Annotated in this window: 14 protein-coding genes; 8 read left to right on the top strand and 6 right to left on the bottom strand. The window is 59.4% G+C overall.

Features of this window, described 5'->3' with window-relative positions; genetic code table 11:
- Positions 1 to 56: 56 nt before the first annotated feature.
- The 3 genes from VM554_01270 to VM554_01260 all read right to left on the bottom strand — a co-directional run bounded on the left by VM554_01270 (position 57) and on the right by VM554_01260 (position 3,903).
- Positions 57 to 1,265, bottom strand: a complete 1,209-nt coding sequence (locus tag VM554_01270) for a glycoside hydrolase family 5 protein (GenBank protein ID HVJ06991.1) — start codon at positions 1,263 to 1,265, stop codon at positions 57 to 59.
- Between the two features lie 181 nt (positions 1,266 to 1,446).
- Complete coding sequence (locus tag VM554_01265; protein ID HVJ06990.1) at positions 1,447 to 3,060, bottom strand: S41 family peptidase; 1,614 nt, start codon at positions 3,058 to 3,060, stop codon at positions 1,447 to 1,449.
- Between the two features lie 204 nt (positions 3,061 to 3,264).
- Positions 3,265 to 3,903, bottom strand: coding sequence for a sigma-70 family RNA polymerase sigma factor (locus VM554_01260; protein ID HVJ06989.1), 639 nt, complete (start codon positions 3,901 to 3,903; stop codon positions 3,265 to 3,267).
- A 252-nt stretch (positions 3,904 to 4,155) separates the two neighbouring features.
- On the opposite strand from VM554_01260, the gene VM554_01255 reads away from it, so the two are divergent.
- The 8 genes from VM554_01255 (at position 4,156) to rsmB (ending at position 12,379) form a co-directional block, all read left to right on the top strand.
- A complete protein-coding gene (locus VM554_01255) occupies positions 4,156 to 4,812 on the top strand; it encodes a TetR/AcrR family transcriptional regulator (GenBank protein ID HVJ06988.1) in 657 nt (218 codons plus the stop codon).
- A 221-nt stretch (positions 4,813 to 5,033) separates the two neighbouring features.
- Positions 5,034 to 6,794 carry a peptidylprolyl isomerase gene (locus tag VM554_01250; protein HVJ06987.1) on the top strand — a complete coding sequence of 587 codons (1,761 nt, stop codon included), beginning with the start codon at positions 5,034 to 5,036 and terminating at the stop codon, positions 6,792 to 6,794.
- A gap of 17 nt (positions 6,795 to 6,811) precedes the next feature.
- Positions 6,812 to 7,837 carry an HD domain-containing protein gene (locus VM554_01245; protein ID HVJ06986.1) on the top strand — a complete coding sequence of 342 codons (1,026 nt, stop codon included), beginning with the start codon at positions 6,812 to 6,814 and terminating at the stop codon, positions 7,835 to 7,837.
- Positions 7,838 to 7,869: 32 nt separating this feature from the next.
- The gene (locus VM554_01240) at positions 7,870 to 8,247 is read left to right on the top strand and encodes an EVE domain-containing protein (protein HVJ06985.1); all 378 of its coding nucleotides are present in this window, start codon (positions 7,870 to 7,872) and stop codon (positions 8,245 to 8,247) included.
- A gap of 81 nt (positions 8,248 to 8,328) precedes the next feature.
- Positions 8,329 to 9,507 carry a chorismate synthase gene (gene aroC / locus VM554_01235; protein HVJ06984.1) on the top strand — a complete coding sequence of 393 codons (1,179 nt, stop codon included), beginning with the start codon at positions 8,329 to 8,331 and terminating at the stop codon, positions 9,505 to 9,507.
- Positions 9,508 to 9,535: 28 nt separating this feature from the next.
- Positions 9,536 to 10,045 (top strand): peptide deformylase, encoded by a 510-nt coding sequence (gene def, locus VM554_01230; protein ID HVJ06983.1) that lies wholly within the window; start codon positions 9,536 to 9,538, stop codon positions 10,043 to 10,045.
- Between the two features lie 43 nt (positions 10,046 to 10,088).
- A complete protein-coding gene (gene fmt, locus VM554_01225; GenBank protein HVJ06982.1) occupies positions 10,089 to 11,024 on the top strand; it encodes a methionyl-tRNA formyltransferase in 936 nt (311 codons plus the stop codon).
- A gap of 2 nt (positions 11,025 to 11,026) precedes the next feature.
- Positions 11,027 to 12,379 (top strand): 16S rRNA (cytosine(967)-C(5))-methyltransferase RsmB, encoded by a 1,353-nt coding sequence (rsmB, locus tag VM554_01220; GenBank protein ID HVJ06981.1) that lies wholly within the window; start codon positions 11,027 to 11,029, stop codon positions 12,377 to 12,379.
- 20 nt (positions 12,380 to 12,399) lie between these two features.
- Here the strand turns inward: rsmB and VM554_01215 are convergent, their stop codons facing one another.
- From VM554_01215 to VM554_01205, 3 genes are read right to left on the bottom strand one after another with little or no spacing between them, the layout of a single operon-like run.
- On the bottom strand, positions 12,400 to 13,158 hold the full coding sequence (locus VM554_01215; GenBank protein ID HVJ06980.1) for a PASTA domain-containing protein: 759 nt from the start codon (positions 13,156 to 13,158) through the stop codon (positions 12,400 to 12,402).
- 20 nt (positions 13,159 to 13,178) lie between these two features.
- Positions 13,179 to 13,595, bottom strand: a complete 417-nt coding sequence (locus tag VM554_01210; GenBank protein HVJ06979.1) for an OsmC family protein — start codon at positions 13,593 to 13,595, stop codon at positions 13,179 to 13,181.
- Between the two features lie 20 nt (positions 13,596 to 13,615).
- Positions 13,616 to 15,049, bottom strand: a complete 1,434-nt coding sequence (locus VM554_01205; GenBank protein HVJ06978.1) for a cation diffusion facilitator family transporter — start codon at positions 15,047 to 15,049, stop codon at positions 13,616 to 13,618.
- Positions 15,050 to 15,151 lie beyond the last annotated feature (102 nt).

Below are 15,151 nucleotides of genomic sequence, written 5' to 3'. Positions count from 1 at the left end.
GAGTTAAACCGGGGGTAAACCGGGCAGCTTGTCCGGTTTACCCTATCCTGCTACTGCTACTTCGCAGGCACTTCCACTCCCAGAGCCTTCAGATAGCCAGGATTCACGCGGGTATTCTCGTAACGGATGTTGTGCAGCAGCCCGTTCAATGCGGCACGGGAGTGCTCCAAGGAAGGCCGCGCCGCCACAAGCTTCTCAACGTTTCCTAAGCCGTGCGGCAGCTTCGCATAGGCCACAACCTCATCCCAATAAGGAGGCCGGTCGAAGGTCACGGGGCATGAGGCCTGGTCCATCTTCTTATACGGCCAGAAGGCCCAGCCGATGTTGTTCTTCTCCAGCAGCGGGACAAATTGCGCCACCCACTCGTCCTTGTTTTCGCCGGATTCCCCGAGCCAGATCGGTACCTGGTAGCGCTCGCGAAAATCTACGTAAGACTGGATGGAATCCTGCACCGGCGGCATCCAGTACTTGTGGAAGGTGTAGAGGATGTTGTTATCAAACGGCGCACCCAGCACGGAGAAATCGCTGTCCCACACCGCTCCCGTTGCGATGATCACGTGGTTGCCATCGACCTCGCGGATGGCATGCGCGATGCGCTTTTCGAGCGGCTCCAGCATCGGCTTGTACTTCGCCAGCGCAGGAAAGTGCGGGACAGGCTCATTCAGCATGTCATATCCCAGCACGGTGTGGTTGTTGCGGTAGTGCCCGGCAATTCTCTGCCAGACGGCGATGGTGCGTTGCTGCTCCTCCGGGCTTTCATAGAGCCAGGGATAGCCCCAGCTATCGTCGATGTTCGTACCCGTCTGGCCGCCCGGCGCACAGTGCAGATCGAGGATGACGTAGAGTCCCGCCTTGTGGCTCCACTCCACCACACGGTCCAGAAGCGCAAAGCCCTCCTCATTGCCGGGGAGGAAGAACTTGTAGTGCAGCGGAATACGCACGGAGTTGAATCCCGCGCGATGGATCAAGTCGATATCGCGCTCGGTGATGTATTGCTGGCGATACTCATGCCAGAACTCTTCCGCTTCGACCGGGCCGATCAACTCGTTGAAGTAGGCTTCGATCTCGCGCCCGGATTGCGGGCCGTCGTCGAGCCGGAACATGTAGCCTTCGTTCACCAGCCAGTTGCCGAGATTGATGCCACGCAGCAGCAGCGGCTTTCCCGATGCATCCACCAGGTTCTTGCCTTCGCGGTGGACAAATCCTCCCTGGGCCTGAGCGCCGATCGAGCAAAGGAACAAAAGCAGACATAGAAATTTACGCATGACTCTCCCTGAGGTGCGGCCGCAAGATGGGCCACCCGCGGCTCGTTATAACGGAACGGTCAAGGATACACTACGTGGGTCATGAGATGGCGAGGCAGATGGTGCCGGAAAAACGAGAAGGGGAAGGCCAGGAATGGCCTTCCCCTTCATTGCTGACAGAGGGCTTATGCCCTCCTCAAAGCTAGTCCGCGCTGCTGCGAATACTGGCCTTCTGCGTGACAACCTTGCGGGCATTCTCTTCAAGCGCCTGCGCCTGCGGCAGATAGCCGATTGCCTTGTTGATCATGGGATCCCAATCCGCCCGAATCCTCAACCCCTCAAGCTGGCCGAACTGCGAAGTGAAGATCTCCGCTTTGATGTTGGTCTTCACCCAGTCCATCACAGCGTTCATGTCCTGGGGCGTGTAGCTGATCTGCTGGCTGGTGAGGAACTGCCGGAACTCCGATAGCACCGCATCGTCCACCACAAAGCTCTTCTCCACCGTGCGATTGGCAAGATAGTGCTTGGCGAAGTTGAAGAAGCTCTGGTGCTCCATCAGGATGTCCTGGAAATGTGTCGATTTCGGAGTATCAATCTTCACATCCGGCGTAATGCCGCCGCCCCCATACACCGTTCTGCCGGAGTCGGTAAGCTTCACCTCGCGGTTGGTGTTGTCCTGCTGCTGCGGCGCTCCATCGTGGTTGTAGTAGTAGTCGTATAGCGAAACGCCGTTGTAGTTGCGCTGGATCAACCTGCCGCTGGGTGTGTAGTAGTGATACGTCGTCAGCGCCAGCCCGGTGTTCTCCGAGAGCTGGTAGACAGTCTGCACTAAACCCTTGCCAAAGGTGGTCTCACCCACGATCAGCGCGCGGTCATGATCCTGCAAGGCACCGGAGACGATCTCGGCTGCCGACGCCGTGCCGCGATTCACCAGCACCACCACCGGGTACTCCCGGCCGCCATTGCCATGCGACGCGCGATAGACCTGTTCCGGGAAGGCACGGCCACGCTGGGAGACGATGATCTGCCCCTTGTGCAGGAACTTATCGCTGACGGAAACAGCTTCGGAGAGCAGACCGCCGGGGTTACTGCGAAGATCCAGGATCAGCCCCTTCAGATCCCCGAAGTTATCCAAAGCCTCGTTCAACTCACGCCCGGTCGTCTCCTGGAAATTTGTGATGTGGACGTAGCCTACCCCAGGGCGGACCTCATACTTCAGATCAATGCTGTTGTGGGGAATCTCGTCGCGGATCAGGTCGAAAACCAGCGGCTTGGCCGCGCCCTCGCGGATCATCGTCACCTGAACATGGGTTCCCTTGGGCCCCTTCAGCAGGTTGGCCACGTCTTCGGAGCTCATGTTGTCCGTAACCTTGCCGTCAATCGACGCAATGACGTCTCCCGGCCGGATTCCTGCCTTAAAGGATGGCGTGCCCTCAAACGGAGTGACGACCACGATCTTGTTGTTCTGCGGCTGGATCAGCATGCCGACGCCGTAATACTTGCCGTGCTGATCCTCGCGCATCTTCGCGTAGGCCTTGGGATCGTAAAAATTCGAGTGCGGATCGAGCACGCGCAACATGCCGGGAATGGCACCGTCATACACAACTTTGCCCGGCTTATCCCCGTCAATCGGCTCGGCGTAGTTCTGTTCCACAATCTCGTACACGCTGGTGAATGCACGCAGGCTGTCGCGGAGTGTGGATTCGTCCGCTTCCGACTGTGCATCGACTCGTTTGTTGATCACCGCGCCGAGAAAACCGCAGGCGGTAAAGAAGACTACCAGCGAGAAAAGCGTACGACGAGTGCGGGACGGCATAGCGGGGAAGTCCTCTGGAGGTGCCCGGTCCACGAGGAGGCAGGTCTTACCCTCAACTCACCGGATCCCTATTCTAGAGCGAAGTATAACATTTGGGGACTTTCGCAGGCTTGCCGGGAGCGCATATTGGCTTGCATCCCGTCGATGGATCCGATGGCGGAATCACAACCTCTTCCATCCTGAAGAAAGCGGAAGGCCGATCTGTTAGGAGTCGGATTTCCGCGCTGCGTGATGCACGCGTCGCGACAAACGGCGCCTTAGCTCCAGCCGGGCACGCAGTCTGCGGCTCTTGGCCGCGGCGACGGTAATTCCCAGCGTTGAAGCTGTCTCTTCAATGGTTCGGGACTCGATATCATGAAGAAAGATGACGGCGCTCCAGGCCTTCGGCAGCCCCTGAATCGCGTTTCGCAACACCACGGCAAGCTCCTCCCGCTCCGCTATAGACTCGGGACCCAATTCCCTGGAGACCACTTCCGCCTCGGGTAGCACCTCGCCATCTTCATCGATCAATGGATTACGGCAGCAGGAATCCCGCCGTTGCTGCCTTAAAAACATGAGGCTTTCATTCATCACGATGCGGGTGACCCAAGTGGAAAACTGCGAATCGCCCCGGAAATTCCGGATCTTTTCAAATGCCTTCATCAGGGATTGCTGCACGACATCCTCGGCGTCGTAGGGGCTTCCCGTGAGCCGCAAGGCGATGCTGCGCAGCTTGCCTTCGTGGCGCACCACAAGTTCGTCAAAAGCTCCGTGATCCCCACGTTGGACCCGGGAAACGATCTCGTGGTCCCGGTTCCACTTCTGGTTCCGCTGCTGCCCGCAAGCCGCCTCCAATGTACTCATATTGCTCCTCTTCTTCTTCTTTCGAGGGAGATCTCACGCCTTGCGGCATGGTCTCCATGGCTACAGTACCGTACGGTACGGTACAATGCAAGCGACATTGGAATGAGCCGACAATGTGCACAAAAGGCATGGAGGCAAGCCTAAAAGCCAATGGGACCGAACGTTGATGACGGCGCGTTTGAGAACCATGTCTTTTCAAGTGCCTGCTTCCCCATGCTTTGGATACACTTGTTGCGAAAGTCTTGAATGCAAATGACGAAAGACAAAATTGATCCCTGCGCGACGATCGAGGGCGAAAGCAAAGATCAGCCCGATATCCGGCTTGGCGCACTGCTGGATATTGCGGCAGAGGTCTTCGTGTCCGAGGGGTTCGAGGCAGCCAGCGTGGGCGAAATTGCCCGCCGCGCAAAGGCCTCCAAGCAGACGATTTATTTGCACTACCCGAGTAAGGCGGAGCTTTTTCAGGCGGTGATCACCTGGCGCGTGGATGCAACGTATTGCCGGATCGCAAGCCTTCTTATCTCGGACGATCCTCCGCAAAAAGCCCTCATGACCTTCGGTGCAGGCCTTCTGGATATGGTTCTCGAGGCCAGCGCCGTAGGGCTTCTGCGCCTTGTGTATATGGAGTCCCGGCGCTTTCCGCAGTTAGGCGAGCTGATTTACAACCAGGGCGCAGGCCGTGGGCTTGCAAAACTGGAGTCCTACATCCGGAAGCAGCGGGACCTGGGCAGGCTGAGGGTGGAGGATACAGAGATTGCCGCCGAACAGTTTCTGGACATGATTACCGGCAGGCTGTTGATGCGCGCCGCGCTCGGAGTAGCGCCAAATCCATCCCAGAGAGACAAAAAGAGCAGGGTCAAGGCGGCCGTCGATGTATTTCTTGCGGCCTATGGATGCGAAAAGGGGTGACCTCCCCGCCGGCCTCCAGTCCAATTAAGGAGAGATGAGGCGCGGGAATTTACCGCATTCGCCGCCTGCGAATTGGATTTCACGCTTCGGGTGTTTAGAATGGCCTGACGGAGCCTGTCAGCAAACGCAATCATTACGGTCGAGCCGGGAGCGTGTTCCTTGAGGAATGCAGACCCGGTAAAGGCCGGCGCCAGGTGGTCCTCATCGAGACGTTGAGACACATGATTCTTCGATCCTTGCAGTCCCCGGCCGTGCTGCTTCTGAGCACCGCCCTTGTGGCCACTTCGGCACTCAGCCAATCTACCCGATCGAGCTCTGCCCCGGCGCAGCAGCCTCAGTCCGCTACCCAGGGAGTCGTGGTCGAGGACATCCTCGCCCGCGTCAATGACCAGATCATCACCCGGTCGGACTATGAGCGCGCCGATCAGCAGTTGCAGGCCGAAGTTCGCCGTAATAACGGAGACGTGGAAGCGCGCCGCAAGGATCTGCTGCGCGACCTGGTCGACCAGCAGCTACTGCTCTCCAAAGGCAAGGAGCTGGGCATTACCGGTGAGACCGAGCTGATCAAGCAACTCGACGAGATTCGGAAACAGAATCATCTGGAGTCGATGGAGGACCTGGAGAAGGCCGCGCAGTCGCAAGGGGTCTCTTTTGAGGACTTCAAACAGAATCAGCGCAATGCGATCATCACCCAGTCAGTAGTGCGGGAAGAGGTTGGGCGGCACATTCAACTGTCGCAGTCCGACGTCCAGCGCTACTACCAGGCACACAAGGCTGAGTTCGACCAGCCGGAATCGGTACGTCTGAGCGAGATTCTGATTCCAACAGCAGAGACGGACGACGCAACCAAGGTTGCCGCAGCTGAAGCAAAGGCAAACAGCATCGTCGCTCAGCTCAAGGGCGGAGCCGACTTCAGCGCATTGGCAAAGAGCTCTTCCGGCGGACCCACGGCACCGCAGGGTGGCGACCTGGGTAGTTTTCGCCGCGGGAGCCTGGCCAAGGTTCTGGAAGACAAGACCTTCGCCCTCGATGCGGGACAGAATACGGATGCGATTCGCACCAAGCAGGGCTTTGTGATTCTCAAGGTAACCGAGCATGTGCGTGGTGGCGCTGCGCCCCTCTCCGCGGTAGAGCAGCAGGTAGAGGAAGCGGCGTTCATGGAGCGCATGCAGCCCGCATTGCGGCAGTATCTGACAAAGCTACGCGAACAGGCCTTCGTCGATATCAAACCCGGCTACATCGACAGTGGCGCAAGTCCCAACCAGACAAAGCCGATTTACAGCGCGTACACACCCCCTGCTCCCAAGAAGAAAAAGGCAGCCCTGGTTCGCTATCGGCAAACGTCGCATCATCGTGGACGTGGTGCTGCGGCCGCCGCTGCCACTGCAGATACAGCTACGGGTCCCGCTACAGGTGCTTCAGAAGCAACAACCGCAGCAGCCACGAGCGGAGCACCGGGAAAACAGGCCGCCAGCAAGCCGCTGGCTATGAAGCCCGGAAAGAAAGAAAAGATCCGCTATGGGAAGGCTCCCCGGGAGACATTGCCTGTCGCGACGACCGAGACCGAGCATCTGGACGCCGGAGCAGTTCCTTCCAGCGATCAGGCGGCAGCAGAGGAGCCGGTGGTGAATCCGCTGGAGCCCGTGGCGCCCCCCCAGGCAAAGAAGCGCTTTAGCGACCGCGCCAAGCTGCCCAAGGCGAAGAAGGTGAAGGGTCCCAAGGTTGACCCCTTCGCTCCTCCGCCGGTCAGCGAAGACGAGGCGGCGACAGAAAAGACGCAGGCCGCTCCACTCGGGCTCGCAGGCGACACCTCCAAGAAGCCGAAAAAGGTGAAGCATACTGGCGAGAAGGTTCGCTATTCCAAGACCACGAAAGCGCCTGAGCAGCCCGAAGCGGTACCGAACGTTCCGGAAACTGCGCAGCCTGCTGCCACTCCGGCTACACCTCCCCAGGCAGCGCCCGCTCCAGTACCCCAGCAGTAAGGCTGCTCAGGCAAGGAATGAAAGACGTCTATATAACGGACTTTGCTGCACATGAAGACAGGGCGATCACCTCGTTTTTTGTGGCGACGCAAAAACAGGTTCGCACCAAGAAAGATGGCAGCCCATACCTGGCCCTGATCCTGACCGATAAAACCGGACAGGTGGAAGCGCGGATGTGGGACAACGTTCCAGAGTGCATTCCGCTCTTTGAGCAGGGCGAGGTCGTCAAAGTTCGCGCTGTCGTATGCCGTTTCGATGGCCGGCTGCAGCTTAAGGTCGAGCGCATCCGGCGTGCGCCCCAGGGCGAGTTCGATCTTGGAGATTTTCTTCCCAAGACGACGAAGGATGTCGATGAACTGTGGCGGCAGCTTACCAACTATGTAGACAGCTTTCACAATCCGCACCTGAAGGCGCTGCTCAACGCGTTTCTCGAGGACGAGCAAATTGCGGCGGCCTTGCGCAACGCACCCGCGGCCAAGGGCATGCATCACGCATGGATCGGCGGACTGCTGGAACACATTGTCTCGCTGATGGGGATTGCGGACCTAGCCGCTGGCCATTATCCGGAGATCAACCGCGATCTGCTGCTGACCGGGGTGATGCTGCACGACATTGGGAAGCTGCGCGAGCTGAGCTGGACCACGGGCTTCAGCTACACGATGGAAGGCCAGTTGCTCGGCCATATCACCATCGGCATCGGCATGGTGGAGAAGAAGCTGGAGACGCTGCCGGACTTCCCTCCAAAGCTGCGGCTGCTGGTCGAGCACATGATCTTGAGCCACCATGGCCAGTATGAATTTGGCTCTCCGAAACTTCCCATGATTCCGGAGGCGGTCCTGCTGCATTACCTGGACGATATGGACGCCAAGATGCAGACGATCCGCAGCGAGCTGGAGCGCAGCGCGGCCCAGGGAAAGAGCGCCGATCAGTTTACGGACTGGGTGCGCGCGATGGAGCGGGCCCTGTTGAGTACGAGCGGCTTTCTTGCCGATGAAGCAGGCGAAACAGACAAGTCCGAGGCTGGCGAATCCAAGGAAGTGTAGTGCTGGGAAGTGTAGTGCCAGGAGGTGTAGCGATGCCTTACCTGCTCAAGACAGAACCCGATGTGTACTCCTTCGCGGATCTGGAGCGTGAAAAGGAAACCATCTGGGATGGCGTTGCCAATCCGCAGGCGGTGAACTTTCTTGCCGCCATGAAGCCGGGAAATAAGCTCGTCATCTACCACACGGGAGATGTGCGCACGGCTGTGGGAATCGCCAAGGTGCTGTCGGTGGACACCTCCGATCCCAAGACTCCGCTGGTGCGTATCCAGGCCGGCAGGCCGCTAAAGAATCCAAAGGCCCTTTCGGACATCAAAAAAGAGAAGCTTTTCACGGACTCGCCTCTTGTGAAGCAGGGACGGCTCTCAGTCGTTCCGTTGACAGAGGAGCAGTATGAATGGCTGATTGCCTAGCGGGCGATCCTGGCACTGAGCTGCGCCCCCTAAGCTGCAACCCATGAGCTGCGATACAATCGAAGCTGGTTTTTTACGCCCATGATCCGTTTTTCCACTGCAGGTGAATCGCACGGCGAGAGCTTGATTGCTCTTGTATCGGGACTTCCAGCCGGTCTCGAAGTTGACCTCGACTTCGTGAACCACGAACTTTGGCGCCGCCAGCAGGGCTACGGCCGCGGCGGGCGCATGCGTATCGAGCAGGACAAGGCGCACGTACTCTCTGGAGTGCGGCACGGTAAGACGATCGGCTCGCCGGTGGCGATCGAGATATCGAACCACGACTGGAAGAATTGGGAAGAGATTCTTCCGGTTGAGGCAGGCGATCCCGCAAAGCACAAGGCTGTGGCCTCGCCACGTCCAGGCCACGCCGATCTGGCTGGCGCTCTGAAGTATGGCTTCCCGGATGCCCGCTATGTACTGGAGAGGGCCTCCGCTCGGGAATCGACAGCGCGTGTCGCAGGCGGTGCCTTCGCCAAGGCGCTGCTGCGTTCGCTGGGCATAGAAGTGGCCAGCCACGTCGTCCGCGTTGGCGCAGTGGAGCTGGAAAAGACTCCCTCCTGGGGAGAGATTGCGGCTCTCGCGCATCGCGAAGAGGTGTTGCTGAACTGCACCGACCCGGAGACCGAGCAGCGCATGAAAGCAGAGGTCGATCGCGCCGTAAAGACTGGCGATACGGTCGGCGGAATTTTTGAGGTGGTGGTCCACGGTGCGCCGGCCGGCATTGGCACCTATGCCAACTGGGACGAGCGCCTGGATGGCATTCTTGCCTGGACGGTCATGTCTTTGCAGGCCGTCAAGGCCGTCGAGATCGGCCGCGGCGTGACTGCGGCGCACTCCTTTGGCTCAGAGGTACACGACGCCATTGCCTACAGCGACGAGGAGCATGCCGGGCAAACGCGCTTCATCCGTGACCACAACAACGCAGGAGGCATCGAAGGCGGGATCTCCAATGGCGAGGATATTGTTGTACGCGGCTATCTGAAGCCGATCTCCACGCTGCGGCGGCCCCTGGCTTCGGTTTCGTTTGCGACCCGCGAAGTGACCAAGGCGGCATATGAGCGGAGCGACATCTGCGTGGTGCCAGCCGCGGGTGTGGCAGCAGAGGCCATGGTGGCCTTTGCCCTTGCGAAGCTGGTGATGGAAAAGTTTGGAGGCGATTCCGCTCAGGAACTCCGGCGCAATTATCAGGGGTATCTGGAGCAGATCCACAGGTTCTAAAGAGATGAAGGCACAAGAGAGTTTACCCATGGTTCTTCCTATCGTTAAGTATCCTGACCCCATTCTGCAGCGCCCTGCGCTGCCGGTAACGGAGTTCAACGAAGAACTGCGGACGCTGGCAAACGATATGTTTGAGTCCATGTACGCGGCGGAGGGCATTGGGCTGGCGGCACCGCAAATCGGCGTGTCCAAGCGCCTGACGGTCATCGACCTGAGCTTCAAGAAGAATCCTGAAGATAAGCTGGTGCTCGTCAATCCCGAGATCATCTTGCGCGAAGGCAAGCAACTGGAAGACGAAGGCTGCCTGAGCCTGCCGGAGATTCGCGCCAAGGTATCGCGTGCGGCCCGGGTCGTGGTGCGCGCGCAGGACCTCGAGGGCAAGTGGTTCGAAAAGGACGCAGAAGCGCTGTTGTCGCGCTGTATTCAGCATGAAATCGATCACCTGGACGGGATTCTGTTCATCTTCCGCATCAGCATGCTGAAGCGCGATCTGGCGTTGCGTCAGATCCGCAAGCTGCAAAGGGCAGGTGAGTGGTAATCTCTACGCCTGACGCACAAAAATCTTCCCTGCAGAGGCAGATGTGAAGCTGGTCTTCTGCGGAACGCCGCAATTCGCCGTACCTACATTGCAAGCGGTCCTCGAGGCCGGGCATCACGTCGAACTGGTGGTTACGCAGCCCGACCGGCCAAGCGGCCGAGGCATGGCGCTGACCATTCCCCCGGTCAAGGAAACGGCTCTTCTCCGCGGATTGCCGGTGGTACAACCGGAAAAGCTCAAGAACAATCTGGAGTTCCGCGCGCAACTGGAGGCAATCCGTCCTGACGCGATTCTCGTGGTTGCGTATGGACGGATCATTCCCAAGTGGATGCTCGATCTGCCGCCACAAGGGAACCTGAACCTGCACGCTTCCCTGCTGCCAAAGTATCGCGGTGCTGCGCCGATCCAGTGGGCCATAGCGATGGGCGAGACAGTGACGGGCGCGACAACCATGCGCCTGGATGAGGGTCTGGATACCGGCGATATTCTGCTGCAGTCCACGCTGCCCATCCTTCCCGACCAGACCTCGGTCGAGATCTTCCCGCTGCTGGCGCAGCAAGGCGCAAGCCTGATGGTGGAGACACTTGCGGGGCTTGCAGCGGGAAGCATCACGCCCACGAAGCAGGACGAGAGCCGCGCAACACTGGCTCCTATCCTGAAGCGAGAGGATGGAGCGGTTGACTTCCGGCGCAGCGCGCAACAGACCTTCGATCGCTGGAGAGGCTTTCAGCCCTGGCCGGGAGCGTATACGGTGTTCCATGGAAAGAAGCTCTCCCTCTCCCGCATCCAGGTGGCCGACAGGCCGGCGCATACCGCAGAACCGGGAGAGATTCTGGTGGAGCAGGGACACTGGTTCCTGGCTTGCGGCGAAGGCACCTGGCTGGAAGCGACGGAAGTTCAACTCGAAGGCAAAAAGCGGATGCTGGCCGCGGACTTCCTCCGTGGACACGCCCTGAAGAGCGGCGAGAAGCTAGGGTAACTATGGCTGTTACGATTTCACCCGCACGCGCGGCGGCGTCCAACATTCTGCTGAAGATTGCGCACAACCAGGGACACTGTGACGAACTGCTGCGCTCGAGGCAGGTGGAACTGCTGACTCCTGTCGATCGAAATCTCTGCACCAATCTGGTGATGGGAACGCTGCGCTGGCAGATGGCCCTGGACTCGCAAGTGGATGCTTTTCTCACGCGGCCCGGCAACCGTCTCAGCGAAGAAATACGAATCGCCTTGCGCCTGGGCGCATTTCAACTGCTGCACCTGGATAGGATTCCGGCGCACGCGGCTATCTCTGAAAGCGTGGAGCTGGCCAAAAGCGCGGAGAACAAGTTCGCAGCAGGCATGGTGAACGCCGTTTTGCGGAAGATTGCTGCCGGAGGAGCACGCTCGCGGCATGACTCCACCACACCCGTCGGCATCGCGAGCGCTACAGCGCATCCTGCATGGCTGGTGGAGAGATGGGCTGCGAATTACGGGCTGGAGGCCGCGGCTGCGATCTGCGCTTTCGATCAGGACCAGCCGCCTCTACATATCCGAATCGTTTCCGACGGCGTGGAAGAAGCCTTACAGCAGGAAGGCATTGAGCTTGCGCCATCCAGCTATCTCACACGCGCGCGCAGGGTCGCCCGTGGAGATGTAACAGCGACAGTTGCATATCGGAAAGGGCTCGTCCGCATTCAGGATGAAGGATCCCAATTGGTAGCGGAGCTGGCGGGAGAGGGCGCCGCTATTCTGGACTGCTGCGCCGCTCCTGGAGGCAAAACCACGATACTCGCGGAGAAGAATCCCTCATCGTCGATTGTTGCCTGCGACGTCAGCGCCCGGCGGCTGGAGCAGATGAAGGGCCTGCTGCGCGCACTGCCGGAGAGCACGCATGTGCGCTTCCAGGCTGCGGATGCCGCCACGCTGCCCTTCAAAGATGAATTCGATCTGGTGCTGTGCGATGTCCCCTGTAGCGGAACGGGGACCATCGCACGCAATCCCGAGATTCGTCATCGGCTGAAGCCTGAGGACATTCTGCGGCATCGCGAACGCCAGATTGCGATCCTCCAATCTGTCATGTCTGCGGTGAAGCCGGGAGGCCGCGTGCTCTATTCGACCTGCTCTCTCGAACCGGAGGAAAACGAGCAGGTAGTGGCAGAGTGCCTGCAATCGTCTGCCGGTTACCGGCTGCTTCCGCTGCAGGACCGGCTTACCGGGCTAGTGGAAACAGGGGCTTGCCACGCGGAAGGCGCCGCCACACTCCAGGAGACTGGCTTCCGCAACGGCTTTCTCCGCACGCTGCCGGGAGTTCACGCATGCGATGGATTCTTTGCCGCGATGCTGATTCGTGACTAAAGCTTATTTTTGCGGGCCGGTTATCGTGCGATGGTGAGTTCGACGCCCATCGTCGGATCCACGCGGAAGCCGGGTGCCGGGCTTTGCGCCACGACCGTGCCGGGCGCGACTACAGGTTTGATGGGCTGGCCAGAATTCTGCGATGGCGGCTCAATGGGAACCTGGATATCTTTCCATGCCGACAGTTTGAGGCCAACGTGAGTTACCGCATAGCTCGCCGCGGCTGCGGTTTGTCCTGTCAGATCCGGCATTACAAATCCTGCCGCGGGTGCGGAGGGCGGTTCCGCAATCAGCAGGCTGACCGTCGGACGCTCAACCCCTGCGGCATCGGGAGGCGGAGTCTGCGCGATGACCGTCCCCGGCGCAGCACTGTCCATCGGCAGGTGAGCCACGGTTCCAAGGTCGAGGCCGAGCCGTCGAATCTGGATGGTGGCCATTCGCTCTTCCTGTCCCACGACGTTGGGGATGGAGACCTTCTGCGGTCCGAGACTCTGCGTAATTCGAACGTGCCACTCCCGCCGAACCACGGTGCCGGGTGCCGGAGACTGGCTGAGAACGCGGTCTGCAGGAACCTCTGCCGAGTAGAAGCGGTTATCCACGCTCAGGTTGACGCCGAGAAGGATCGCTTTGTGGGTAGCCTCCGTTACGGTCATGCCGCGAAAATCCGGTACCGTAACTTCCGCGCCATGGATGGCAAAGTGCATCGTCGTAATGGCTGCCAGAAGGGTCACGAGAGCCAGTAAAAGGACTGCGACAGCGAATTGGAAGAAACGAATCATTATGCCTGTTATCGCCTGTTTTAGACAGCAGCCTGCTCGTCTTCATACTCTATGGCAAAGTCGATTTCTGCCGCTTTTTCGAGCATCTTGGACACGGAGCAGTATTTATTCTTCGAGAGAGAGACGGCGTCCTCCATCGCCTTGTGCGACACCTTCCCGCTGACGCGATAGACAAGGTGGATGCGGGTGAAGACACGCGGTGGCGCGCCAGCCTGCTCGGCAGTAGCGGAGACCTTCAGGCCGGTAAAGGGTTCGCGCTTCTTTCCGAGGATGGCCACAACATCGACCGACGTGCAACCGCATAAGGCCATGAGCACCGCTTCCATCGGACTGGGCCCGGCAGAGTGGTCCGGGCCTGCATCGAAGAGCACAGAGTGGCCGCTCTCCGAGATGGCCTCGAATTCGCTGTCCTTCTTCCACGTGGCGCTCGCAATCATGGTGCCTCCCAATATGCAGATCAGTGCGTGTTGTCGGTAATCGGTTCCGGGTGGATCAGCACGCGATAGACCTCGGGACTCTTTACCCGGAAATGTGCTTCGAGCGAGGTGATCACCTCGTGTACGCGTTGCATGCTCATGTCGTCGGGCAACGTACAGTGGCAGGAGACCTGGATCCGCTCTCCCGCGCGTCCGACCACGATCTCGTGGATGTCTACGATCTCAGGAAAGTGCGATCCTGCCTCGCGCAGATTCATCTCGAGAATTTTATCGTCCCGGTCCATGCTCACAGGCTCTTCAATGGTTGCCGGCTCGCTCTCAATATGCGTCAGTACGGACTGCAGCTCGGGAATTTCGCTTCGTATCTCCGACTCCAGACGACAGACAAAGTCATGGGCATCGCGCAGGGACATTTGTTCAGCCACCTCTACGTGCTGCTCCACGCGCAGCTTTCCATGGAAGGATTGCACGCTGACGTCGTGAATGGCCACGTTGTTGCGCGAGGCGACCGCGCGAACACGATCGAAGATGCTTTCAGCAAACCCGGCGCGAGGCACAGTGTGAATGACAACATCTGCATTGGGCAGGATGCGGTTGACCGCAGCTGTAGCCTCGCGGACAAGCTGCTCTGTGCGCTGGAAGGTGAGATTGCGGGGGAGCGCGAGAGTGAGATCCGCGAAATAGGAGTTGCCGGAGCGCCGCACCCGCGCCTGCTCCACAGACAGAACGCCATCCGTGCGCTGCACTTCGGCCAGCATGCGATAGCGCGTCTCGGCAGGAACGGAATCCATGAGCACCGCGATCGTCTGCCGTGCCAGCTTCCAACTGAAGTTGAGAATCAGGACAGAGACCGTGACCGCGGCAATAGGATCCGCAAAGCGCAGCCACGGCAGATGAAATCGGATGCCTATTGTGGACGCGCCCAGACCGAGGAAGACCGCAATGCTGGACCAGATATCCGAGGCAAAGTGCAAGGCGTCGGCTTCAAGCGCCTGGCTGCCTGTGCGGCGTGCTACCGCGATGAGTTGGTGCGACCGCCAGTAATCGACCGCCATGGAGAGCAGCAGCACACCGAAGGGCCAGATGGAAGGCTTAATCTCGACCGGGTGGAGAAAGATGCGCGAGACGGCCTCGCTGACAATCCAGATGCAGGAGACGGCCATGAGAAATGTCTCGGTGAAGGCCGACAGGTTCTCGATCTTGCCGCGTCCGTAGGTGTAGGCTTCGTCCGCCGGGCGGTCCGAGACGCGCACCGAGAAAAATGTCAGGCCAGCACCGAGCAGATCCAGCCCGGAGTGCGCCGCGTCGGAGAGCATACCCAGCGAGCCGGTCAGCAAACCGGTGACGAGCTTGAGCAGCGTCATGCCGGTAGCCGCAGCAACGGACATGAGCGCAACGGTGCGCTTCTCCTTGCTAAGCTGTTGCGCGGTCGTTTCGGTTGCAGTCACCGACATAGGATAAGCCTACAGCCATGAGTTGTTGAGGGGCTAGAGCGACGCTCAACTTGCCTTTCAGAATAGACGGAAATAGGTTTGGCACAGGGCCTATTAACACTA

It is taken from the genome of Acidisarcina sp. (assembly GCA_035539175.1).
Taxonomy (GTDB): domain Bacteria; phylum Acidobacteriota; class Terriglobia; order Terriglobales; family Acidobacteriaceae; genus JANXZS01.
The sequence above is the reverse complement of the archived record's forward strand: the minus strand, read 5'-3'. Positions and strand labels throughout refer to the sequence as shown.